General features: G+C 70.7%; 20 protein-coding genes and 2 tRNA genes. 13 read left to right on the top strand and 9 right to left on the bottom strand.

Annotated elements, in window-relative coordinates:
- Positions 1-44: 44 nt before the first annotated feature.
- From clpX to JJV70_RS03080, 5 genes are all read right to left on the bottom strand, one after another.
- Positions 45-1,331 (bottom strand): ATP-dependent Clp protease ATP-binding subunit ClpX, encoded by a 1,287-nt coding sequence (clpX, locus tag JJV70_RS03100; RefSeq protein WP_219046068.1) that lies wholly within the window; start codon positions 1,329-1,331, stop codon positions 45-47.
- Between the two features lie 141 nt (positions 1,332-1,472).
- Entirely contained in the window at positions 1,473-2,147 is a 675-nt protein-coding gene (locus JJV70_RS03095) for an ATP-dependent Clp protease proteolytic subunit (RefSeq protein WP_219046066.1), read from the bottom strand.
- 81 nt (positions 2,148-2,228) lie between these two features.
- Entirely contained in the window at positions 2,229-2,837 is a 609-nt protein-coding gene (locus JJV70_RS03090) for an ATP-dependent Clp protease proteolytic subunit (protein WP_219046177.1), read from the bottom strand.
- A gap of 259 nt (positions 2,838-3,096) precedes the next feature.
- Complete coding sequence (gene tig / locus JJV70_RS03085) at positions 3,097-4,512, bottom strand: trigger factor (RefSeq protein WP_219046064.1); 1,416 nt, start codon at positions 4,510-4,512, stop codon at positions 3,097-3,099.
- Between the two features lie 158 nt (positions 4,513-4,670).
- Positions 4,671-4,747 (bottom strand) — tRNA-Pro (locus JJV70_RS03080).
- A 78-nt stretch (positions 4,748-4,825) separates the two neighbouring features.
- On the opposite strand from JJV70_RS03080, the gene JJV70_RS03075 reads away from it, so the two are divergent.
- A tRNA-Gly gene (locus JJV70_RS03075) sits at positions 4,826-4,899 on the top strand.
- A 116-nt stretch (positions 4,900-5,015) separates the two neighbouring features.
- Here the strand turns inward: JJV70_RS03075 and JJV70_RS03070 are convergent.
- Complete coding sequence (locus JJV70_RS03070) at positions 5,016-5,210, bottom strand: hypothetical protein (protein ID WP_219046063.1); 195 nt, start codon at positions 5,208-5,210, stop codon at positions 5,016-5,018.
- Between the two features lie 381 nt (positions 5,211-5,591).
- On the opposite strand from JJV70_RS03070, the gene JJV70_RS03065 reads away from it, so the two are divergent.
- A complete protein-coding gene (locus JJV70_RS03065) occupies positions 5,592-6,782 on the top strand; it encodes an acyltransferase family protein (protein WP_219046062.1) in 1,191 nt (396 codons plus the stop codon).
- A gap of 97 nt (positions 6,783-6,879) precedes the next feature.
- Here the strand turns inward: JJV70_RS03065 and JJV70_RS03060 are convergent, their stop codons facing one another.
- Positions 6,880-8,034 (bottom strand): PP2C family protein-serine/threonine phosphatase, encoded by a 1,155-nt coding sequence (locus JJV70_RS03060; protein WP_219046061.1) that lies wholly within the window; start codon positions 8,032-8,034, stop codon positions 6,880-6,882.
- Positions 8,035-8,147: 113 nt separating this feature from the next.
- On the opposite strand from JJV70_RS03060, the gene JJV70_RS03055 reads away from it, so the two are divergent.
- Positions 8,148-9,380 carry a GNAT family N-acetyltransferase gene (locus JJV70_RS03055; protein WP_219046059.1) on the top strand — a complete coding sequence of 411 codons (1,233 nt, stop codon included), beginning with the start codon at positions 8,148-8,150 and terminating at the stop codon, positions 9,378-9,380.
- A gap of 40 nt (positions 9,381-9,420) precedes the next feature.
- Here JJV70_RS03055 and JJV70_RS03050 read toward each other — a convergent pair whose 3' ends face one another.
- The gene (locus JJV70_RS03050) at positions 9,421-10,248 is read right to left on the bottom strand and encodes an Fpg/Nei family DNA glycosylase (RefSeq protein WP_219046057.1); all 828 of its coding nucleotides are present in this window, start codon (positions 10,246-10,248) and stop codon (positions 9,421-9,423) included.
- Positions 10,249-10,289: 41 nt separating this feature from the next.
- Complete coding sequence (locus JJV70_RS03045) at positions 10,290-10,778, bottom strand: ribose-5-phosphate isomerase (RefSeq protein WP_219046055.1); 489 nt, start codon at positions 10,776-10,778, stop codon at positions 10,290-10,292.
- 91 nt (positions 10,779-10,869) lie between these two features.
- On the opposite strand from JJV70_RS03045, the gene JJV70_RS03040 reads away from it, so the two are divergent.
- From JJV70_RS03040 to JJV70_RS02995, 10 genes are all read left to right on the top strand, one after another.
- Positions 10,870-12,429 (top strand): folylpolyglutamate synthase/dihydrofolate synthase family protein, encoded by a 1,560-nt coding sequence (locus JJV70_RS03040; protein WP_374227237.1) that lies wholly within the window; start codon positions 10,870-10,872, stop codon positions 12,427-12,429.
- Positions 12,429-12,755, top strand: a complete 327-nt coding sequence (locus tag JJV70_RS03035; protein WP_219046052.1) for a DUF4233 domain-containing protein — start codon at positions 12,429-12,431, stop codon at positions 12,753-12,755. Before JJV70_RS03040 ends, JJV70_RS03035 begins: the two co-directional genes overlap by 1 nt.
- 144 nt (positions 12,756-12,899) lie before the next feature.
- Positions 12,900-13,313 carry a nucleoside-diphosphate kinase gene (gene ndk, locus JJV70_RS03030; protein ID WP_219046050.1) on the top strand — a complete coding sequence of 138 codons (414 nt, stop codon included), beginning with the start codon at positions 12,900-12,902 and terminating at the stop codon, positions 13,311-13,313.
- Between the two features lie 271 nt (positions 13,314-13,584).
- Positions 13,585-14,604 carry a rod shape-determining protein gene (locus JJV70_RS03025; RefSeq protein WP_219046176.1) on the top strand — a complete coding sequence of 340 codons (1,020 nt, stop codon included), beginning with the start codon at positions 13,585-13,587 and terminating at the stop codon, positions 14,602-14,604.
- Positions 14,605-14,736: 132 nt separating this feature from the next.
- The gene (mreC, locus tag JJV70_RS03020) at positions 14,737-15,816 is read left to right on the top strand and encodes a rod shape-determining protein MreC (RefSeq protein ID WP_219046048.1); all 1,080 of its coding nucleotides are present in this window, start codon (positions 14,737-14,739) and stop codon (positions 15,814-15,816) included.
- Between the two features lie 3 nt (positions 15,817-15,819).
- A complete protein-coding gene (gene mreD, locus JJV70_RS03015) occupies positions 15,820-16,560 on the top strand; it encodes a rod shape-determining protein MreD (RefSeq protein WP_219046046.1) in 741 nt (246 codons plus the stop codon).
- 13 nt (positions 16,561-16,573) lie between these two features.
- Complete coding sequence (gene mrdA / locus JJV70_RS03010; protein ID WP_219046044.1) at positions 16,574-18,757, top strand: penicillin-binding protein 2; 2,184 nt, start codon at positions 16,574-16,576, stop codon at positions 18,755-18,757.
- Between the two features lies 1 nt (position 18,758).
- Positions 18,759-19,946, top strand: coding sequence for an FtsW/RodA/SpoVE family cell cycle protein (locus tag JJV70_RS03005; RefSeq protein WP_219046042.1), 1,188 nt, complete (start codon positions 18,759-18,761; stop codon positions 19,944-19,946).
- A gap of 196 nt (positions 19,947-20,142) precedes the next feature.
- Positions 20,143-22,074, top strand: a complete 1,932-nt coding sequence (locus JJV70_RS03000; RefSeq protein WP_219046040.1) for a TIGR03960 family B12-binding radical SAM protein — start codon at positions 20,143-20,145, stop codon at positions 22,072-22,074.
- Complete coding sequence (locus JJV70_RS02995) at positions 22,071-22,259, top strand: hypothetical protein (RefSeq protein WP_219046038.1); 189 nt, start codon at positions 22,071-22,073, stop codon at positions 22,257-22,259. Before JJV70_RS03000 ends, JJV70_RS02995 begins: the two co-directional genes overlap by 4 nt.
- Positions 22,260-22,434 lie beyond the last annotated feature (175 nt).

Here is a 22,434-nt window from a genome sequence, read left to right as displayed (position 1 = left end):
GCACAGCGCGTCGGGCCAGGCCCCTTTGGGCACGGCAGTGGCCGTTACGCTGACTTCTCCTGCGGCCCCGCCTCGGTGCCGCGCGAGCGCGGCACCAGCGTCGGGTTGACGTTGGAGTGAACGACGTCGGCGGTGATGACCACCCGGGCGACGTCCTTACGGGAGGGCACCTCGTACATCACCGACATCAGTACCTCCTCCATGATGGCCCGCAGGCCGCGCGCCCCGGTGCCGCGCAAAATGGCCTGGTCGGCGATGGCCTCCAGCGCGGGCCGGTCGAAGTCCAGTTCCACGCCGTCGAGTTCGAACAGCCGCTGGTACTGCTTGATCAGCGCGTTGCGCGGTTCCACGAGGATCTGCAGCAGTGCCTCGCGGTCCAGGTTGTGCACCGAGGTGAGGACCGGCAGACGGCCGATGAACTCCGGGATCATCCCGAACTTCACCAGGTCTTCCGGCATGACCTCCTCGAAGTGGTTGGCGTCCGCCAGCTCGCGCTTGGAGCGGATCGTCGCGCCGAAACCGATGCCCTTCGCCCCGGCCCGGGACTCGATGATCTTCTCCAGACCGGCGAAGGCACCGCCCACGATGAACAGCACGTTCGTCGTGTCGATCTGGATGAACTCCTGGTGCGGGTGCTTGCGTCCGCCCTGCGGGGGCACCGAGGCCGTCGTGCCTTCCAGGATCTTCAGCAGCGCCTGCTGCACGCCCTCGCCGGAGACGTCCCGGGTGATCGACGGGTTCTCGCTCTTGCGCGCGACCTTGTCGATCTCGTCGATGTAGATGATCCCGGTCTCGGCCTTGCGGACGTCGTAGTCGGCCGCCTGGATCAGCTTCAGCAGGATGTTCTCGACGTCCTCACCGACGTACCCGGCCTCGGTCAGCGCGGTGGCGTCGGCCAGCGCGAACGGGACGTTCAGCATGCGGGCGAGCGTCTGGGCCAGCAGTGTCTTGCCCGAGCCGGTCGGGCCGAGCAGCAAGATGTTGGACTTGGCCAGCTCGATGCCGTCGTCCTTGCTCTGCGGGCCGCCGTTCTCCCCGGCCTGCACCCGCTTGTAGTGGTTGTAGACGGCCACCGAGAGCGCCTTCTTGGCGGCCTCCTGCCCGACGACGTAGCCCTCAAGGAACTCGTAGATCTCGCGCGGCTTGGGCAGTTCGTCCCAGCGCACCTCGGAGGACTCGGCGAGCTCCTCCTCGATGATCTCGTTGCAGAGATCGATGCACTCGTCGCAGATGTACACACCCGGGCCCGCGATGAGCTTCTTCACCTGCTTCTGGCTCTTGCCGCAGAACGAGCACTTGAGCAGATCGCCGCCATCACCGATGCGTGCCACGAGGTGCTTCCCCTTCGCCTGTCACCGCCGGGGCCCCGGCGGCGCCTGGTCCTTGCTCTGTCGAAGGTACCTTGCCCGGACCCTCACGTGGGCCCCCCTCGGCCGGAAACGACCCGAGGGGGGCACGGGAGCGCCCGCGGCTCAGACCGCGACCGTCCCCTTGCGGGTGGAGACGATCTGGTCGACCAGACCGTACGCCAGCGCCTCTTCGGCGGTGAGGATCTTGTCCCGCTCAATGTCGTCGCGGATCTGGTCAATCGGCTTGGTGGAGTGCTTGGAGAGCATCTCCTCCAACTGCGTGCGCATCCGCTGGATCTCGTTCGCGGCGATCTCCAGGTCCGAGACCTGGCCGCGGCCGGTCTCGCTGTACGGCTGGTGGATCAGGATGCGCGCGTTGGGCAGGGCCATGCGCTTGCCGGACGTGCCGGCCGCCAGCAGCACGGCCGCGGCCGAGGCCGCCTGCCCCATGCACACCGTCTGCACATCGGGCTTCACGAACTGCATCGTGTCGTAGATCGCCGTCAGCGCGGTGAAGGAGCCGCCGGGGGAGTTGATGTAGATCGAGATGTCGCGGTCCGGGTCGATCGACTCCAGGCACAGCAGCTGCGCCATGACGTCGTTGGCCGACGCGTCGTCGATCTGCACGCCGAGGAAGATCACCCGCTCCTCGAAGAGCTTCGCGTACGGGTCGTACTCGCGCACGCCCTGCGAAGTGCGCTCCACGAAGCGCGGCACGACGTAGCGCGACTCGGGTGAGGGCCCGGTGAAGCGCATGTCAGGGCGCTCGTAGAGGCCGGAGCCGGGGAAGTTGTTCATGGGGCTGACCACCGTTCCTGGTGTCTCCTGGTGAAAGGCTGGCTGCGGGCTGCGGGGGTGCGGCAAACGCCGCTACCAGGCTCAGGCGCCCGTACCGCCGCCGCCGGGGATGTCGGCGGCCGAACCGATGACGGAGTCCAGCAGGCCGTAGTCCCGCGCCTCCTCGGCGCTGAACCAGCGGTCGCGGTCCGCGTCGCGGTTCCACTGCTCGACCGTCTGCCCCGTGTGCTGGGCCGACAGTGTGGCCATCTTCTTCTTCGTCCGCAGCAGCTGCTCGGCGTGGATCTTGATGTCCGAGGCCGAACCGGCGAGACCGGCCGACGGCTGGTGGATCAGGATCTCGGCGTTCGGGAGCGCGAAGCGCTTGCCCGGGGTGCCGGCGCTGAGCAGGAACTGGCCCATCGAAGCGGCCAGGCCCATCGCGATCGTCACCACGTCGTTCTTGATGTACTGCATGGTGTCGTAGATCGCCATGCCCGCGGTGATCGATCCGCCGGGGCTGTTGATGTAGAGGTAGATGTCCTTGTCCGGGTCGGCGGCAAGGAGCAGCAACTGCGCGGTGATCTTGTTGGCGATGTCGTCGTCCACCGCCTGGCCGAGGAAGATGATCCGCTCGTTGAGCAGCCGGTTATAGACCTGGTCGCCAAGCCCGCCACCGAAGGTGCTGGGCTCGCCGGCGGCGGAAGGCATCGGAAACGTCACGTGTCCACCTGCTCGTGTCCGGACGGCTGAGCCGCGATGGGCTCCCTTGGCCGTCGCTAGCGTTCGTACATGGACCCTAACGCGCGGGCCCTGCCCCGCCATCCCGGCCTGGGACCTGTTCGCTGTGAGCGCAGGGAGCGTTGTGGCAGGTCGGAAGGGGTACAGCCCGATCGTTGCGCCATACGCGAACGGGCCCGCACGCTCCTGGCGTACGGGCCCGTCGGCAACCCGGCGGGGCGGGGTGAGGTCAGGCGTCGTTCTTGCGCTCACCCTCGGCGGTCTCGGTGCCGCTCCCGGCGGCGTCACCCTCGGCGGACGCGGCCGCCTCGACGGTCTCACCCGCCTCCTCTTCCTCGTCCTCCAGCTCGACGACCTCGCCGTTGCTGTCCTTGACGGTGACGGCCTCCACGACCAGCGCCAGCGCCTTGCCACGGGCGACCTCGCCCACCAGCATCGGCACCTGGCCGCCCTCGACGATCGCCTGCGCGAACTGGTCGGGGCTCATGCCGGAGGACTGCGCCCGGCGCATCAGGTGCTCGGTGAGCTCCTCCTGGCTGACATTCAGCTTCTCCGTGGAGACCAGCTCGTCCAGCACGAACTGGGTACGGATGCCCTTCTCCGCCTGCTCGCGCAGCTCGGCGTCGAAGCTCTCCTCCGTCTTGTCCTGCATCTGCAGGTACGTCGCCAGGTCCATGCCCATCTGGCCCAGCTGGTGGTTGACGAGGTTGTGCTTGCGGGTGTTGACCTCGTCCTCAAGCAGCTTCTCGGGGACCGGGACCTCGACCAGGGCGATCAGCTCGTCCAGTACCTTCTGCTGGGCCTCGGTGGCCTGCTCGTACTTCTTGTTCTGCTCCAGCCGCTTGCGGCTGTCCTCGCGCAGTTCGGCCATGGTGTCGAACTGGCTGGCCAGCTGGGCGAAGTCGTCGTCCAGCTCGGGCAGTTCGCGGGCGGAGACGCTCTGGACGTCCACCTTGACCTCAGCCTCCTGGCCAGCGGCGGAGCCGCCCTTGAGGGTGGAGGTGAAGGTGGCGGTGCCGCCCGCCTCCAGGCCGGTGACGGCCTCGTCGATGCCCTCCAGCAGTTCACCGGAGCCAATGGTGTAGTCGACGCCCTCGGCCACGCCGTCCGGCAGGACCTCGCCGTCCACCCGGGCCTCCAGGTCGATCTTGACGACGTCACCCTCGGCGGCGGCGCGCTCGACCGGGGCGGTGGAGGCGAAGCGCTCGCGCAGCTGCTCGACGGCCTGGTCCACGTCCTCGTCGGTGACCTCGACGGCGTCGACGGTGACCTCGATGCCCGAGTAGTCCGGGATCTCGATCTGCGGGCGGACATCGACCTCGGCGGTGAACGCCAGCAGCTCGTTGTCCTTCAGCTCGGTGATGTCCACCTCAGGCTGGCCGAGCGGGTTCAGCTCACCCTCGTCCACAGCGCTCTGGTACAGCTTCGGCAGCGCGTCGTTGACGGCCTCCTCCAGCACGGCGCCACGGCCGAACCGCTGGTCGATGACGCGGGCCGGGACCTTGCCCTTGCGGAAGCCGGGCACCTGCACCTGCTGGTTGATCTTCTTGTACGCCGCGTCGAGGCTGGGCTTGAGCTCCTCGAAGGGCACCTCGACAGTGAGCCGAACCCGGGTCGGGTTCAGGTTCTCAACGGCGCTCTTCACGGTCGGTCTCCTTGGGGCTGACTGCTCGGATATACGTCCTCTGGCGATGTGTGCCATCAGACGCGGTCCCCGGACGGTTGCGTCCACGGACTCGGGGCGCCCCGTAGCGAAGTCGGAATACACGGACACGACACAGGCACGCGCGTCTTCATCGTACGTGGTCGGGGTGGCCGGATTCGAACCGACGACCTTCCGCTCCCAAAGCGGACGCGCTACCAAGCTGCGCCACACCCCGCCGGTGCGACACGTAGCGTACATGCACTACGATGCACTGCGTGCCGCACACCGGATCAGTGAAACCGGCGCGGCGCTCGCGGGCGTAGCTCAATGGTAGAGCCCCAGTCTTCCAAACTGGCTACGCGGGTTCGATTCCCGTCGCCCGCTCCAGGTTTCCCCGGCCAGGCCAGCGAGTTCTCTCGCCGCCTGGCCGGAGTCGTTTGCCGCCCCTTGCTCCCGTGGCGGCCGGTCCCTCGCGACGGGTCACTTCCGCCGCCGGTGGCCGTTCAGAGGTTGATGGAGTTGAGGGACGCGGCGATGGAGTCCAGGAAGTTCTGAATCGTCGGGGCCATGCCGCTGGAGGCGAGGAAGAATCCGAACAGCGCGGCGACGAGCGCGGGACCCGCTTTGAGGGAACCGCCACGGATCATGACGACCAGGACGATCGCGAGCAACAGCACCACTGACAGCGAAATGGCCACAACAGATCACACCTTCGGGTCGGAACGCTCGCCACCGGCCTGAGGGCGGCTACCTGACGACGCCATCCCCTCCGCGGCTTCCATCGCGACCATCGTGCCACCAACCGGGTGACGACAGCAGACCACTGACGCGGCGTCGGCGTGCCGGAGGAACACATTCCGGTGCGACGGTCCCCCTTGGCGGACGTGGAGCCTCCACTTCTCCGCCACCCGCTCGTCCCGGTATCGACGTCCGCGACAGATTCCGGCATTCCGGTGTGAGTGGGGTGTTCGGCTCACGGTGTGGTCTCGTTACGGACACGAGGTGAAGAACTTTTCCGATCTGAGGCAACGCGCGGACACGGATGTGCGTCCGCCCGCTTCCGGCTTAGGGTGCGGAGAATGTCTCACGCTGGTAACGGCCGGACGGCCCCTCCTTCCCTCTGTGAGGAGACGCCGACGGCAACGCCCACCGCACCGCCGTCCACCGCGCCGTCCTCCGCCGCGTCCGGGTCCGCTCGCCGGGACGCCGGGCGTGGCAAGCCGCGTGACCCGTTCCTGGATAACGCCAAGTACCTGACGATCCTGCTGGTGGGCCTCGGACACGCCTGGGCGCCGATGGTGTCCGACAGTGACACGGCCGGCGCCCTCTACCTGGCGACGTACACCTTCCACATGCCGGCGTTCATCGTGATCTCCGGCTACCTCTCGCGCGGTTTCGCGGGCCGTCCGGCGCAGGTCCGGCGCCTGGTGACCGGCGTCGCCGTGCCCTACGTGGTGTTCGAGATCGCGTTCACCCTGTTCATGCGGGTGATCGAGAACCCGGACCGCGCGTTCTCGATGTTCACGCCCAGCTACGCGCTGTGGTTTCTCGTCGCGCTGTTCGTCTGGCGGCTGACCACCCCGGTCTGGAAGGCGCTGCGCTGGCCGCTGCCCGTCGCTCTGGTCATCGCCATGGTGGCCAGTGCCACCCCCGGAATCGGCGGTGCGATGGACCTGATGCGGGTGCTGCAGTTCCTGCCGTTCTTCGTCCTCGGCCTCCAGCTGCGCCCGGAACACTTCGAGCTGCTGCGGCACCGCGCGATGCGCGTCGCCGCCGTACCCGTCCTGGCCGCGTCGCTGGTCTTCGGCTACTGGGCGCTGCCGCGCATGAACTCCACCTGGCTGCTGCGGCATGACGCCGCGCCGGAGATGGGCGTCCCCGCCTGGGTCGGCCCGGTCATGACGCTGGCCACCTTCGGCTGCGCGCTCGCCATGACGGCCGCCCTGCTGGCGCTCACCCCGCGCCGCACCACCTGGTTCACCTCGCTCGGCGCGGGCACGGTCTTCGCTTACCTGCTGCACGTCTACCCCATCCACCTGGCCCGGCAGTACGACTGGTACAGCCTGCCCGGCGCGGACTCCACGCTCGGCCGCGCCGTCTTCACCGTGCTCGCGCTGGCCATGATGACGGCGCTGTGCACCCAGCCCGTGCGCCGCGTCTTCCGCTGCGTCGTCGAGCCCCGGATGGAGTGGGCCTTCCGCTGTCTGGACGCCACCGACTCCGGCCGGAGCGAGCAGGCTCCCGCTGTGCGGCGGCTCGCAGCCCGCTGACGCCCCGGGCCCACGGCACCCGGCCCGGGGAAAGGCGCAAACCGGGCCCGGCCGACGGCGCGAGGTGGGCCAGCCCCGGGCAACGGCCGCGCGCTGGTCAGTCCCGGCTGAGGATCAGCAGCGCCCGGTCGTCGTTGACGTCGCGGGCCACGTGTTCGATCAGGTGCCAGGCCGCGCCGCGGAAGCCGGTGGCGACGTAGGTGTCGGCCGTGCCGGTGAGGCGGTCGATGCCCGCGTCCAGCTCCCGGTCGGCGGACTCCACCAGCCCGTCGGTGAACAGCATCAGCACGTCGCCCCGGCGCAGCCGCCCCTTCACCGGGTGGAACTCGGCGCCGTCGAGTACGCCCAGCAGCGGCCCCTCCGCGGCGTGCCGCTGCCACTTCCCGCTGCCCGAGCACAGCTGCACCGCTGGCAGGTGACCGGCGGACATCAGCTCGAAGTCGCCGGTGTCCAGGTCCAGCACCAGGTGCACGGAGGTGGCGAAGCCCTCGTGCCAGTCCTGCCGCAGCAGGTAGGCGTTGGCGCCCGGGAGGAACGCGGGCGCGGGCAGCGAGCCCAGCAGTCCGCTGAACGCCCCGGACAGCAGCAGCGCCCGGGACGCGGCGTCCATGCCCTTGCCGGAGACGTCGGTGAGTACGACCTCCAGCGTGCGTCGGTCGGGGCCGGTGCGCGCGGCGACCACGAAGTCACCGGAGAAGGACTGCCCGCCCGCCGGGCGCAGCGACATCTCCCGGTGCCAGCCGCGCGGCAGCTTCGGCAGCTGGCTCTGTACCCGCAGCCGCTCGCGCAGGTCGAACAGCATGGTGCCGCCCCGGGTCCACGGCACGCCCACCCGCATCCGGAACTGGGCGATGAGCAGTCCGGCCAGCCCGACCGTGGCCACCACCAGCACGGTGCCCGGCGTGACCCGGCCCGCGCCCCCGGTGTAGGGGCCGAGCGCGAAGGACTCCACCACCAGCGCCACCGCGGCGGCCGTGTACAGCGTCAGCAGCCGCACCGGGCGCAGCAGCAGACCGCCAGCGATGACGGGCAGGACCAGCGTCTCCGGGGCCACCCACAGCGGTTGCGCCAGCGTGCCCCAGGCGAGCAGTGCGACGGCGGTGAGCAGGACGCCGAAGACCGCCCAGTCCGAGCCGTGACCACGGAAGGAGTCGACGCCGGACCGGCGCAGCCGCGTCCGGGCCCGGTGCCACGCCTTGCGGCCACGGTCCAGCCGGGCCGATCCGCCGACCGCACCGGTGTGACCTGCCATGGTGCGCGACCTTATCCGGGCGGTCAGGGCCGCGTCGATTCCCCGCTGGTGGCCGTCGCGTCCCCGTTCGAAATGCGGATGCCGATGCCCGGTCGGCTTGATAGGGATGGGGCATGACGATGGAGCTGCGCGGGATTGGCCGCGAGGACTGGGACGCCTGGTACGGCACGGTCATCCGGGCCTTCGGCGGGGTGCCCGAGGAGCCGGCGGAAGAGGCCAGGTGGCGAAGCCTGGTGGAGTTCGGGCGCGGGATCGCCGCGGTGGATGACGCGGAGATCGTCGGTACCGCGGCCACCTTCTCCTTCCGCATGACGGTGCCGGGCGGCGCCCTCGTGCCCGCTGGCGGACTGACCCTGGTGAGCGTCGCGGCCACCCACCGGCGCCGTGGTGTGCTGCGGTCGATGATGCGCCGTCAGCTCGACGAAGTCCGGGCGGCCGGAGAGCCGCTGGCCGTGCTGACGGCGTCCGAGCCCGCCATCTACGGCCGGTTCGGGTACGGCGTCGCCACCCAGGAGCTGCGCGCCACCCTCGACACCGACCGGGTGCGCCTGACCACCCCGCCGGGCACGGACGAGGTGTCGGTGCGCTATGCCGACCCGGCGAAGTCCCTGACCCGGTGTGAGGAGCTGTACGCCCGCCTGGTGCCCACCCGCCCCGGCATGATCGAGCGCGGCTCCCAGGAGTGGGCCGAGAACGGCATCGCCGACCCGGTCAGCGAGCGCAAGGGCTCCTCACCGCTGCTGTGCGTGCTGGCCGAACGGGACGGCGAACTCGTCGGCTACGCCCGCTACTCCGTCACCCCCGGGTGGGACGACGCGGGCCCCAAGGGCACGGTGAACCTGCGCGACCTGGAGGCGCTGGACCCGCCCGCGGCCGGGGCGCTGTGGCGCTTCCTCGCGGGCATCGACCTCACCTCGCGCATTCACACCGGCGCGCGCCCGCTGGATGACCCGTGGCAGTACCTCGTCTCCGACCCGCGCCGCTGCGACCGCCGCCTGCGCGACGGGCTGTACCTGCGCCCGGTGGATGTCGGCGCCGCCCTCGCCGCGCGCACCTACGCCCGTGAGGTGGACGTGGTGCTCGACGTCACCGACGCGTTCTGCCCCCAGAACACCGGCCGGTGGCGGCTCGCCGGGGACGGCACGGGCGCACGCTGCGAGCGCACCGGGGCCCCGGCCGACCTGGCGCTGTCGGTACGGGAGCTGGGCTCGGCCTACCTCGGCGGCGAACCGCTGCACGCGCTGGCCGCCGCGGGCCGCGTGCGCGAGCTGCGCGCCGGTGCGCTGGAGGCCGCGTCGGCCGCGTTCACCGCCGAGCGCGCGCCCTGGCTGCCGCACGGGTTCTGACCGCCCGGGTCCGGATCGCTCCTCGCCGGTCCCGGGGCCGTCAGCCCTGCTGGCAGCCCGGGCACCAGAACAGGTTGCGGCCCGCCAGCTCGGCGGTCCGCACCTGGGCGCCGCACACGTGGCACGGCAGCGCCGCTCGGCGGTAGACGTACACCTCGCCCCCGTGGTCGTCCACGCGCGGGGCCCGGCCCATCGCCTCCGGGGTGTGCTCGGGCCGCACGGTGTCGATGCGCCCGGAGCGCACGCCCCGTGGCATCAGCGCCACCAGGTCCTGCCACAGCGCGTGCCACTGCGCCGGGGTCAGCTCGCGCCCGGGGAGGTAGGGGTCGATGCCGTGCCGGAACAGCACCTCGGCGCGGTAGACGTTGCCGACGCCGGAGACGATCTTCTGGTCCAGCAGCAGCGTGGCGATCGCGGTGCGGCTGCGCGCTATCCGCCGCCACGCCCGCTGTGGGTCGGCGTCGGGCCGCAGCGGGTCGGGTCCGAGCCGCTCGGCGACGGCGGCCTTGTCCGCGTCGGTGACCAGCGCGCACCGCGTGGGTCCGCGCAGATCGGCGTAGCCGCGCTCACCGGCCAGCCGCAGCCGCACCGTCGGCGCGGGGGCGCCGCCGGGGTCGTCGTCCGCGCCGAAGAACACCTTGCCGAACAGGCCGAGGTGGATGTGCACCCAGCCGACGCCGGGGCCGAACCCCTGGAACCCCAAAAAGAGGTGCTTGCCGAGAGCGTCGGCGCTGGTCATCGGGTGGCCGTCCAGCCGCGCGGCGCCCTCGGCGAAGGTCCCCTGTGGGCTGCTCGCGCGCACCGGGCGGCCCGCGAAGCGCTCCGCGTACTCGGCGGCGAGCCGGTGGATGGTGTGGCCCTCGGGCATCGGCGTGCGGGTCGCTCTTGGTCGGTCCTGTGGGCTCCGGGTCAGTCCTGCCGCGGGTGGCCCTCGGGCAGGGGCGGCAGCTGCCCCGTCTCCTCGTAGCCGCTGAGCTGGTCGATGCGGCGCTGGTGGCGCGCGTCACCGGAGAACGGCGTGCTCAGGAACGCCGCCACGAACGCGGTGGCCTCCTCGGCGGTGTGCATCCGGGCGCCGATGCTGATGACGTTCGCGTTGTTGTGCTCCCGGCCCAGCGCGGCCGTCTGCTCGCTCCAGGCCAGTACCGCGCGCACGCCCCGCACCTTGTTGGCCGCGATCTGCTCGCCATTGCCGGAGCCGCCCACCACGATGCCCAGCGCGTCCGGGTCACCGGCGACGCCTTCGGCCGCGCGCAGGCAGAACGGGGGGTAGTCGTCGGCCGCGTCGTACAGGTGCGGGCCGCGGTCCACGGGCTCGTGCCCGTTGGCCTTCAGCCACTCCACCAGGTGGTTCTTCAGTTCGTAGCCCGCGTGATCGGAGCCCAGGTAGACGCGCATGGACGAAAGTGTGGCACGCGCGCGCGGCGCCGCCCCCGCCGGGGCGCCGCCCCCGAGTGGCCCGGCCCCGGGCTTTCGTAGACTGGCGGACGTGAGCGACACCCCCAGCACCCCCGGCCCCGAGCCCGACGACCCCCATGGCGCCGATCCGCTGGAGGAGGGCGAGGAGTTCGACGCCATCGTCGGCCAGGAGACCCGGCGCGATGCGGACCTGGCGGTGATCGAGGCCGGCAGCCGCACCCTGCGCACCCAGGCCGGTCCGCTGGCCGCCGACGCCGCACGGGACGTGCCCGCCCGCCCCGCCGACCCGGAGCTGGACCGGGCACTGCGCGAGGTCGAACAGGCGCTGCTCGACCGCTGGCCCGAGACCCGCCTCGACCCGTCCCTCGCCCGCGTCCGGGCGTTGATGGACGTGCTCGGCGAGCCGCAGAAGGCGTACCAGTCCCTCCACATCACGGGCACCAACGGCAAGACCAGCACCGCGCGCATGATCGACGCGCTGCTGCGCGGCTTCGAGCTGCGCACCGGCCGCTACAGCAGCCCGCACGTGCAGTCGATGACCGAGCGCATCAGCGTGGACGGGCTGCCGGTGTCCCCCGAGACCTTCATCCGCGCCTACGCGGACACCAAGCCCTTCTTCGACCTGGTCGACGCGGCCCAGGAGCACCGGCTGTCGTTCTTCGAGGCGCTCACCGGCATGGCGTACGCGGCGTTCGCGGACGCGCCGGTGGAGGTCGCCGTCGTCGAGGTCGGCATGGGCGGTACCTGGGACGCCACCAACGTCATCGACGCGGGCGTCTCGGTGATCACCCCCATCGCGCTGGACCACACCGACCGGCTGGGCGGCACCCCGGCCGAGATCGCGCAGGAGAAGTCCGGGGTCATCAAGCCCGGTGCGACGGTCGTCATGGCCCAGCAGCCGGTCGAGGCCGCCTCGGTGCTGCTGCGCCGCGCCGCTGAGGTGGGCGCCACCGTCGCGCGCGAGGGGCTGGAGTTCGGCGTCGTCAGCCGCGAGGTCGCCGTCGGCGGCCAGCTGCTGACGCTGCGCGGGCTGGGCGGCGAGTACGCCGATGTCTTCCTGCCGCTGCACGGCGCCCACATGGCGCACAACGCCGCCGTAGCCCTGGCGGCCGTCGAGGCGTTCTTCGGCGTCGGCGCCGAACCCGGCCGCACGCTGGACGCCGACGCGATCCGCACCGCGTTCGCGGCCGTCACCTCGCCCGGGCGCCTGGAGCTGGTGCGCTCCAGCCCCTCGGTGCTGCTGGACGCCGCGCACAACCCGGCCGGGGCGCAGGCCACCGCCGAGGCGGTCTCGGAGGCGTTCGGCTTCAGCCGGCTGGTGGGCGTCGTCGGCCCCAGCGGCGACAAGGACGTGCGCGGCCTGCTGGAGGCGCTGGAACCGGTGCTGGCCGAGGTCGTCGTCACGCGCAACTCCACGCCGCGCGCGATGGACGTGGACGCGCTGGCGGCGCTGGCCGTCGAGGTGTTCGGTGCGGAGCGCGTCCAGGTCGAGCCCCGGCTGGACGACGCGCTGGAGGAAGCCATCACCCTGGCCGAGGAGGAACACGAGTACGCGGGGGCCGGGGTGCTGGTGACCGGCTCGGTCATCACGGTCGGTGAGGCCCGGCTGCTGCTGGGAAGGGACCGCTGATGCGGACGCTGTGCGCTTCCACACTGATCGGGGAGTTCCTCGTCGTCGGCCTGGCGGGCCTGGTGGCCCTGCGCCTGACCGACCACTCCCCGGGCACGGTGTGGCTCGTCTTCGGCACCGCCATGGCGCTGTGCCTGCTGGCGTGCGGCCTGCTCGGCCGTCCCGGCGGGGTCGCGTTCGGCTGGGTGGTGCAGGCGGGGCTGATCGCCAGCGGCTTCCTCGTGCCGACGATGTTCGTCCTCGGCGCGGTGTTCGCCCTGCTGTGGTGGACCTCCGTCCACTACGGCCGCAAGATCGACGCCGGACGCGCCGCCGCGCAGCCCTGAGCGGTCCCCGCTGGACGGCACCCCGGTCGTGCGGGGCGGGCGCTGCCCGCGCCGTATCGCCGGAACGGGGCGGCGTCCGCCGCCCGGCGGGGGAGCGGTAGCCTCGGGCGGGTCAGCCGACGCCACCCGCAAGGAGCCGCATTCATGAGCCAGCGCACCCTCGTCCTCCTCAAGCCCGACGCGGTCCGGCGTGGCCTGATGGGCGAGATCATCGGCCGCCTCGAAGCGAAGGCCGGCTGGACGATCACGGCGCTGGAACTGCGCACCCTGGACCGGGCGACGCTGGAGACACACTACGCCGAGCACCAGGGGCGGCCGTTCTACCCGCCGCTGCTGGAGTTCATGTCCTCCGGCCCCTCGGCCGTCCTCGTCGTGGAGGGCGAGCGGGTCATCGAGGGCGTGCGCGCGCTCACGGGGCCGACTGACCCGATCCAGGCCGCACCCGGCTCCATCCGGGGGGATTTCGGGACCATTGTCCGGGAGAACCTCATGCACGCCTCGGATTCGGCCGAATCCGCCGAGCGGGAGCTGAAGATCTTCTTCCCCGACCGTTACTGACGCCTGCTGACGCCGCGTCACGTCAATCCGGGGATATTCGACGCGCTCCAGGGGAACGATTCACCCGAACGCGTCGTCCTCAGAGGCAGGGCGGGTCCCGGTTGCCACCACAATGGCGGTGGAACCCGCATCCCGCGTGCGCGGGGACCTGGCTACGATGGGGGCTTCCGGAGGCTCTCTCCGCGACCCGCATCGCTCCCTGCCCTCTTGCCGCACCACCGCTCCACATCGCTCCTGCTGGAAGGCCAGACGTATCCTCATGGCGAACAACATGTCGTTCATCGGCCGGGACATGGCGATCGACCTCGGGACCGCGAATACGCTGGTGTATGTCAGAGGGCGGGGAATTGTCCTCAACGAGCCGTCGGTCGTCGCCATCAACACCAACACGGGCGGAATTCTGGCGGTCGGCGCCGAGGCGAAGAAGATGATCGGGCGCACGCCCGGCAACATCGTCGCCGTGCGGCCGCTGAAGGACGGCGTGATCGCCGACTTCGAGATCACCGAGCGCATGCTGCGCTACTTCATCCTGAAGGTGCACCGCCGCCGCTACCTGGCCCGGCCCCGCGTCGTGATCTGCGTCCCCTCGGGCATCACCGGCGTCGAGCGGCGCGCCGTCATCGAGGCGTCCACGCAGGCCGGTGCGCGGCAGGTGCACATCATCGAGGAGCCGATGGCCGCCGCGATCGGCTCCGGGCTCCCGGTACACGAGGCCACCGGAAACATGGTGGTGGACATCGGCGGCGGCACCACCGAGGTCGCCGTCATCTCGCTGGGCGGCATCGTCACCGCCCAGTCGATCCGGGTCGCCGGTGACGAGCTGGACAACGCGATCATCCAGCACGTCAAGAAGGAGTACAGCCTCCTGCTGGGTGAGCGCACCGCCGAGTCCATCAAGATCACCATCGGTTCCGCCTACGACCTTGAGCAGGACGAGCACACCGAGATCCGGGGCCGGGACCTGGTGAGCGGGCTGCCCAAGACGGTCGTCATCTCCGCCGCCGAGGTGCGCAAGGCCATCGAGGAGCCGGTCAACTCCATCGTTGACGCGGTCAAGACCACGCTCGACAAATGCCCGCCCGAGCTGTCCGGCGACGTGATGGACCGTGGCATCGTGCTCACCGGCGGCGGCGCCCTGCTGCGCGGCCTGGACGAACGGCTCCGGCAGGAGACGGGCATGCCGATCCACATCGCCGAGGACCCGCTGGACTCGGTCGCGCTCGGCTCCGGCAAGTGCGTCGAGGAGTTCGAGGCGCTGCAGCAGGTCCTGGACGCCCAGCCGCGCCGGTAGCCGCGTGAACGCCGGGCGGACACCGCATCGCGGCCGTCCGATCGGCGCACACCGGTGGACACATCACGCACAACACCTGAAGGTCTGTAAAAAGACCCGGTTCCGACCTAGGGGAAGGCACGGCGCGCGCACGTGAGGGACTCCCGAGAAAGCCGGCTGCTGCTCATCCTGCTGGCAGCCATCGCGTTCGCACTGATCACGGTGGACATCAGGAGCGGTGAGGACTCGCCCCTGGACACCGCCCGGGAGGGCGCCGCCACCGTCTTCGGGCCGGTGGAAAACGCCGTGGCCGGTGCCGTCAATCCGGTGAGCAACGCCGTCTCGGCCGTCCGCTCCTCCGGCGACCGCCACGACCAGCTCGCCGCCCTGGAACGGGAGAACGCCGAACTGCGGCTGGAGCTAGGCTCGGACGAGCGGCGCTCCTCACGCGTGCAGCAGCTCGACGCGCTGCTGGGGGCCGCCGCGTCCGGGCAGTACGGCGTCAAGGGTGCCCAGGTCGTCGCGATCGGTGCCGCGCAGGGCTTCTCCTGGACCATCACCCTCGACGTCGGCGAGCGCGACGGCATCACACCGGACATGACCGTGCTCAACGGCGACGGACTCGTCGGCCGCGTCACCACCGTCGGCCCCACCACCTCCACCGTGCTGCTGGCCACCGACCCGGATTTCACCGTCGGTACCCGCATGGAGGGCAGCGACGAACTCGGTTTCGCCGCCGGCCGTGGCGACAGCTGGCTGACCGTCGAACTCCTCAACACCAAGGCCGAGGTGAAGAAGGGCGACCGTCTGGTCACCTTCGGCTCCAGCAACGACAAGCCGTTCGTGCCCGGCGTCCCGGTCGGTACGGTGGCCGAGGTGCCGCCAGCCAGCGGCAACCTCACCCGCACCGTGCGCGTCGAGCCCTACGCCGGCTTCACCCGGCTGGACATCGTCGGCGTCGTCGTCCAGCCGCCGCGTGAGGACCCGCGCGACGTGGTCCTGCCGGACAAGCCGAAGGCCGAACCGACCCCCACGGTCACCGTCACCGTCGGTCCCGACGGCCAGCCGCTGGAAGAAGGCGAGGGCCTGGAAGGCCAAGGCGACCGAGACGAACTCGACCCCGAAGCGACCCCGGACCCTGGCGACCCGCCCGTACCGGATGCCCCGGGCCAGGACACCGAGGAAACCGAAGAAGTGGCCGGAGCCGACCCCATCGGCCCAGGGACGGACTGACCCATGCGCCTGAACCGCGTTCTGCTCTCCGCGACGCTCCTGGTCGTCGCCCTCGTCGTCCAGGTCACCATCCTCGCCCGGCTCCAGCTGCCCGGCGCCACGCCCGATCTGCTGCTGCTGACCGTGCTGGCCCTCGCGCTGGTCTACGGCCACACCAGCGGCGCCGTCGTCGGCTTCTGCGCGGGCCTGCTCGCCGACCTCGCCCCGCCCGCCGACCACGCCGTCGGCCGCTACGCGCTCGTGCTGTGCCTCGTGGGCTACGCCGCCGGGCTCACCCGGCCGGAGACCGGGCGGCACCGCAGCGCCACCGTGCCGATGATCGTCGTCGCGGGGGCCGCGCTCAGCTCCACGCTGCTGTACGCGGGTGTCGGCGCCCTCGTCGGGGACGGCGCCGCCCGGCACGTCGGCCTGGGCAGCCTGCTGCTCACCGCCACCCTGTATGACCTGCTGCTGGCGCCGTTCACCGTGCCGTTCCTCATGGCGCTCGCCCGCCGCGCGGACCCCGACCCGCTGGCCGAGGCGGCGGGCGGCGGCTCCGGTACCGCAGCTGACACCGTCCTCAGCCCGTTCGGCGGCGCCTTTGCCCGGGGCCGCACCGGCAAGCTCGGCCGCACCGGCAAGCTCGGCCGGTCCCGCTCCGCGCGGTGGGCACCGGCGTCCGGGGGAAGTACCGGCGGGGGCGGGCTGCTGAGCCGGCCGGCCCGGCACAAGGCGGGACGCATCAAGGGCATCAAGCGGCTGTGACGGGAGGGGCCCCATGAGCAACATTCCGGAGACCGGACGCACCTCGCGCGTCACCATCCGGCTGATCGGCATCCAGATCCTCGTGTTCTCGCTGCTGCTCACCCTCGGCGGACGCCTGTGGTACCTGCAGATCCGCAACGGCGACGACTACTCCGAGGAAGCCGCCGGCAACCACGTGCAGCAGGTCGTCCAGCCCGCGCCGCGCGGCACCATCTACGACGCCCGCGGTGTACCACTGGCCGACAGCGAGACCCGTCTGGTCGTCTCCGCCAGCCGCACCGAGCTGATGAAGATGAAGGACGACGGCGAAGCCGTGCTCGCCCGCGTCGCCGAGGTGCTGGAGATGTCCGAGGAGGACGTCGCCCACAAGGTCCGGCTGTGCAACGCCGAGACGCCACAGCCCTGCTGGAACGGCTCGCCCTACCAGCCGATCCCGATCAGCGACGAGGCCACCACCCAGCAGGCTCTCACCATCCGCGAGCGCGCCGAGGACTTTCCCGGCATCACCGCCGAACCCACCGCCGTGCGCCACTACCCGGCCCCCTACGAGGCCAAAACCTCCCAGGTACTCGGCTACCTCTCCCCGGTGACCGACGACGAGGTGCAACAGGCCAAGGACACCGACTCGCCGCTGCTGCGCTCCGACCAGATCGGCCGCTCCGGCATCGAACGCACCTACGACAGCGCCCTGCGCGGCGACGCGGGAGTGCTGCGCTACGAGGTTGACAAGCTCGGCCGCGTCCTGGGCATGGCCGAGGCCGAGGACCCGGTGGCTGGCTCCTCCCTGGTCACCAGCATCGACGCCCGGGTGCAGACCGTCGTCGAGGAACAGCTGGGGCTCGCGATGGAAACGGTCCGCAAGCAGACCGACTCCATCACCGGCCGCCCCTACGAGGCGGACGCGGGCGCGGCCATCGTCATGGAGTCCCAAACCGGCCGCATCGTGGCCATGGCCTCCCTGCCGGACTACGACCCCAACGCCTGGGTCGGCGGCATCGACAGCGACACCTACGCCAAACTCACCGGCAAGGACTCCAACTACCCGCTGCTCAACCGGGCGATCCAGGGCCAGGCCGCACCGGGCTCGATCTTCAAGGTCGTCTCCAGCATGGGCGCCGTCAACGCCGGGTACGCCTTCAACGACACCTACCCGTGCTCCGCGTCCTACAGCCTGGGCAGCCACTCCTTCGCCAACTTCGAGTCCACTGGGCACGGCCCCATCACCCTCGGTGAAGCGCTGAAGTACTCCTGCAACACCGTCTTCTACCGGCTGGGCCACCAGGAGTGGCAGAAGGACGGCGGCCTCAACCCCGACCCGGGCGAAGCCAACGAGTACCTCTACCAGGCCGCCAAGGACTTCGGCCTGGGCGCGAAAACCGGCATCGACCTGCCCAACGAGGTCACCGGCCGGGTGCCGGACCGGGCGTGGAAGCAGGACTACTGGGAGGCCAACAAGGACAGCTGGTGCAAGCAGGCCAAGGCCGCTGAGTCCGGCGAGTCCGGCGAGTCCGCCAATGACGCAGACGGCACCAGCGCCTACGTCGCCAAACTGGCCCGCGAGAACTGCCTGGAAGGCATGAAGCTGCGCGCCGGTGACAGCATCATCTACGCCATCGGCCAGGGTGACCTGCTCGTCACCCCGATCCAGATGGCCACCGGCTACGCGGCCATCGCCAACGGCGGCACCCTCTACGACCCGACCATCGGCAAGGCCATCATCAGCCCCGACGGGCAGCGGATCGAGGAGATCAAGCCTTCCGCGCACGGCAAGCTCCCCGCCAGCAAGAAGACCGTCCAGCAGATCGACGCCGCCCTCCAGACCGTCGCCACCGAGGGCACCGCCGCCTGGCGCTTCACCGACTGGCCCCACGACAAGATCCCCATGCACGCCAAGACCGGTACCGCGCAGGTCTACGGCAAGCAGACCACCTCCTGGCTGGCCACCTACACCGACGAGTACACCGTGGTCATGACCATCTCCCAGGCCGGCACCGGCTCCGGCGCCTCCGGCCCGGCCGTGCGCAACATCTACGACGCGCTCTACGGTGTCGGCGAGGGCGGCAAGATTGACCGTGGCAAGGCCCTGCTGCCCGAGCCGCAAAAGGAGCTCCCGGAGATCAACCCCGACGGGACCATCGCGGCGGCGCCAGTGCGCCCCGAGATCGTCGCGGCATGGCGCGAGGCGGAGTTCGGCTGACATGAGCGTCCACTCCTTCAACACCAGCGCCGTCCAGGCGAACAAGAGCCTGTGGTCCCGGATGACCGCGCGCGACTCGCTCGTCCGCCGCCTGGACTGGACGCTGATGGCCGCACCGCTGGTCCTGTCCGCGCTCGGTGCGCTGCTGGTGTGGTCCGCCACCCGCAACCGCACCGAGCTGACCGGCGGCGACCCCGACCAGTACCTGTTCAAGCACCTGCTGAACGCGGCCATCGGCATCGCGCTCGCCATCGCCGTCGTCTGGATCGGCCACCAGCGCCTGCGCTCGGTCATGCCGGTGCTCTACATCGCCTCCGTCGTCCTCGTCGGACTCGTCTACACCCCGCTCGGCGCCACCATCAACGGCGAGCGGGCCTGGCTGGGCGTCGCCCCCGGGCTGCAGATTCAGCCGTCGGAGTTCGTCAAGGTCACGATCATCATCGGCATGGCCGTGATCCTGGCCGCCAAGGTGGACGCCGGTGACCGCGAGCACCCCGACCACCGCACCGTCGTGCAGGCGCTCGCCCTGGCCGGGCTGCCCGTCGCCGTCGTCGGGGACCTCGGCCAGGTGATGGTGTGCGCCGTGATCATCCTCGGCGTGCTGCTCGCCTCCGGCGCGGCCAACCGCTGGGTGCTCGGCCTGCTGCTCACCGGCGCGGCCGGCGCCGTCGCCGTGTGGGTCTTCGGCCTGCTCGACCAGTACCAGCTCAACCGCTTCGCCGCCTTCGCCAACCCCGCCCTGGACCCCTCCGGCGTCGGCTACAACACCAACCAGGCCCGCATCGCCATCGGCTCCGGCGGCCTCTTCGGCACCGGCCTGTTCCAGGGCTCCCAGACCACCGGCCAGTTCGTCCCCGAACAGCAGACGGACTTCGTCTTCACCGTGGCGGGCGAGGAGCTGGGCTTCGTCGGCGGTTCCTTCATCCTGCTGCTGCTCGCCGTCATCCTGTGGCGGGCCTGCCGCATCGCCCGCGAGGCCACCGACCTCTACAGCACGATCATCGCCGCGGGCATCGTCGCCTGGTTCGCGTTCCAGTCCTTCGAGAACATCGGCATGTCGCTGGGCATCATGCCCGTCGCGGGCCTGCCCCTGCCGTTCGTCTCCTACGGCGGCACGGCGATGTTCGCCGTCTGGATCGCCATCGGCCTGCTCCAGTCCATCCGCATACAGCGCCCGATGTCCGCGTAGCGGTCACCACCTGAGCCCGCTGAACCGGGCGCGTGGGGAGCCCGGCCCCGCGCGTGACCACCTGAGCACGCGCTGACCCCCGGGGAGCCCCAGCGCGGGAGGACGACGGCCCCAGCCCGGGGGACCGGTACGCTGGAGGATCAGCCACACACCCCCACCCCATCGAACCCCGTAGAACCAGTCGAGGTCACCACCCATGCCTGTCGAGTCGGTCTTCCCGCGCCTGGAGGCCCTCCTCCCGCACGTCCAGAAGCCGATCCAGTACGTCGGCGGTGAGCTGAACTCCACCGTCAAGGACTGGGACGAGGCCGACGTGCGCTGGGCGCTGATGTACCCGGACGCCTACGAGGTGGGCCTGCCCAACCAGGGCGTCATGATCCTCTACGAGGTGCTGAACGAGCGCGCGGGCGTACTCGCCGAGCGCACCTACAGCGTGTGGCCGGACCTGGAAGAGCTCATGCGCGAGCACCGGGTGCCGCAGTTCACGGTGGACGCGCACCGCCCGGTCGGCGCCTTCGACCTGTTCGGCGTCTCCTTCTCCACCGAGCTCGGCTACACCAACCTGCTCACCGCGCTCGACCTCGCGGACATCCCGCTGCGCGCCGCCGACCGCACCGAGGATCACCCGGTGGTCATCGCCGGCGGCCACGCCGCGTTCAACCCGGAGCCCATCGCCGACTACCTGGACGCCGCGGTGATCGGTGACGGTGAGCAGGCCGTCCTGGAGATCACCGAGCTCGTCCGCGCCTGGAAGGCCGAGGGCCGCCCCGGGGGCCGTGAGGAACTGCTGTTCCGTCTGGCCCGCACCGGCGGCGTCTACGTGCCGCGCTTCTACGACGTCGAGTACCTGGCCGACGGCCGCATCTCCCGCGTCGTGCCGAACCGCTCCGGCGTGCCGTGGCGGGTGTCCAAGCACACCGTGATGGACCTGGACGAGTGGCCCTACCCCAAGCAGCCGCTGGTGCCGCTGGCCGAGACGGTGCACGAGCGGATGTCGGTGGAGATCTTCCGTGGCTGCACCCGCGGCTGCCGCTTCTGCCAGGCGGGGATGATCACCCGCCCGGTGCGCGAGCGTTCCATCACCGGCATCGGCGAGATGGTGGACAAGGGGCTGAAGAACACCGGCTTCGAGGAGGTCGGGCTGCTCTCCCTCTCCTCCGCCGACCACAGCGAGATCGGTGACGTCGCCAAGGGACTGGCGGACCGCTACACCGAGGACAAGATCGGCCTGTCGCTGCCCTCCACCCGGGTGGACGCCTTCAACATCGACCTGGCCAACGAGCTGACCCGCAACGGCCGCCGCTCCGGCCTGACGTTCGCCCCGGAGGGCGGCAGCGAACGCATCCGCAAGGTCATCAACAAGATGGTTTCCGAGGACGACCTGATCCGCACCGTCGCCACCGCCTACGGCAACGGCTGGCGGCAGGTGAAGCTGTACTTCATGTGCGGCCTGCCCACCGAGACCGACGACGACGTGCTCCAGATCGCGGACATGGCCACCCGGGTCATCGCCAAGGGCCGCGAGGTCTCCCGCTCCAACGACATCCGCTGCACCGTGTCCATCGGCGGGTTCGTGCCCAAGCCGCACACCCCGTTTCAGTGGGCACCGCAGCTGTCCGCCGAGGAGACCGACGCGCGGCTGGAGAAGCTGCGCGACAAGATCCGCGGCGACAAGAAGTACGGCCGCTCCATCGGCTTCCGCTACCACGACGGCAAGCCCGGCATCGTTGAGGGCCTGCTCTCACGCGGTGACCGCCGCGTCGGCGACGTCATCCGCGCCGTCTACGAGGCCGGCGGCCGCTTCGACGGCTGGCGCGAGTACTTCAGCTACGACCTGTGGATGACGTGCGCCGACGCGGCCCTGGCCCCCCATGGCGTGGACGTCGATTGGTACACCACCCGCGAGCGCGGCTACGAGGAAGTCCTGCCCTGGGACCACCTGGACTCCGGGCTCGACAAGGACTGGCTGTGGGAGGACTGGCAGGACGCCCTGGACGAGACCGAGGTCGAGGACTGCCGCTGGACCCCGTGCTTCGACTGCGGCGTCTGCCCGCAGTTTGATACATGGCCACAACTGAGCGAGAGCGGGAAGAAGATGCTCCCGCTGACGGTCAAGAAGCCGTCGTGACCAGCGACGATGCCCTCCGCCGGACGGCTGAGACGCTCGCCGGAATGACCGAGGCGGAGCGCGCCGAGATCCTCCGAGGGCTCGGCATGAAGGAGCGTGACCAGGCTCTCCGTCCTTCGCGGCGCACGCCGCTCCCTGCTTCTGGGCGAGACCCGGACATCGTCTCTGTGATCGAGTGGCTGTAGCTCGTGCCAGGCGGTCGGGCAGAACCCGGCCGCCTCTCGTTAGTTCTCCAGGACCAGCGCGGCCCCATGATCACTCAGGCTTTGAAACGGCCCTGGGTGGCCAGCTCTACCGCCGCCGCACGGCAGGAGCTACGGTGCCCGCTCCAGAAGGAGTCTTCCTACACTGAAGGCCGCT

This window comes from Streptomyces sp. JJ66, from assembly GCF_019303495.1.
Classification (GTDB): domain Bacteria; phylum Actinomycetota; class Actinomycetes; order Streptomycetales; family Streptomycetaceae; genus Streptomyces.
This window is presented reverse-complemented; position numbering and strand designations above follow the sequence as displayed.

Excerpts from the sequence above, each read along its gene's own strand:
- JJV70_RS03095 (WP_219046066.1), bottom strand. The coding sequence starts at position 2,147 with ATGAACAACTTCCCCGGCTCCGGCCTCTACGAGCGCCCTGACATGCGC.
- JJV70_RS03090 (WP_219046177.1), bottom strand. The coding sequence starts at position 2,837 with ATGCCTTCCGCCGCCGGCGAGCCCAGCACCTTCGGTGGCGGGCTTGGC.
- JJV70_RS03065 (WP_219046062.1), top strand. The coding sequence starts at position 5,592 with ATGTCTCACGCTGGTAACGGCCGGACGGCCCCTCCTTCCCTCTGTGAG.
- JJV70_RS03060 (WP_219046061.1), bottom strand. The coding sequence starts at position 8,034 with ATGGCAGGTCACACCGGTGCGGTCGGCGGATCGGCCCGGCTGGACCGT.
- JJV70_RS03055 (WP_219046059.1), top strand. The coding sequence starts at position 8,148 with ATGACGATGGAGCTGCGCGGGATTGGCCGCGAGGACTGGGACGCCTGG.
- JJV70_RS03050 (WP_219046057.1), bottom strand. The coding sequence starts at position 10,248 with ATGCCCGAGGGCCACACCATCCACCGGCTCGCCGCCGAGTACGCGGAG.
- JJV70_RS03045 (WP_219046055.1), bottom strand. The coding sequence starts at position 10,778 with ATGCGCGTCTACCTGGGCTCCGATCACGCGGGCTACGAACTGAAGAAC.
- JJV70_RS03035 (WP_219046052.1), top strand. The coding sequence starts at position 12,429 with ATGCGGACGCTGTGCGCTTCCACACTGATCGGGGAGTTCCTCGTCGTC.
- ndk (WP_219046050.1), top strand. The coding sequence starts at position 12,900 with ATGAGCCAGCGCACCCTCGTCCTCCTCAAGCCCGACGCGGTCCGGCGT.
- JJV70_RS03025 (WP_219046176.1), top strand. The coding sequence starts at position 13,585 with ATGTCGTTCATCGGCCGGGACATGGCGATCGACCTCGGGACCGCGAAT.
- mreD (WP_219046046.1), top strand. The coding sequence starts at position 15,820 with ATGCGCCTGAACCGCGTTCTGCTCTCCGCGACGCTCCTGGTCGTCGCC.
- mrdA (WP_219046044.1), top strand. The coding sequence starts at position 16,574 with ATGAGCAACATTCCGGAGACCGGACGCACCTCGCGCGTCACCATCCGG.
- JJV70_RS03005 (WP_219046042.1), top strand. The coding sequence starts at position 18,759 with ATGAGCGTCCACTCCTTCAACACCAGCGCCGTCCAGGCGAACAAGAGC.
- JJV70_RS03000 (WP_219046040.1), top strand. The coding sequence starts at position 20,143 with ATGCCTGTCGAGTCGGTCTTCCCGCGCCTGGAGGCCCTCCTCCCGCAC.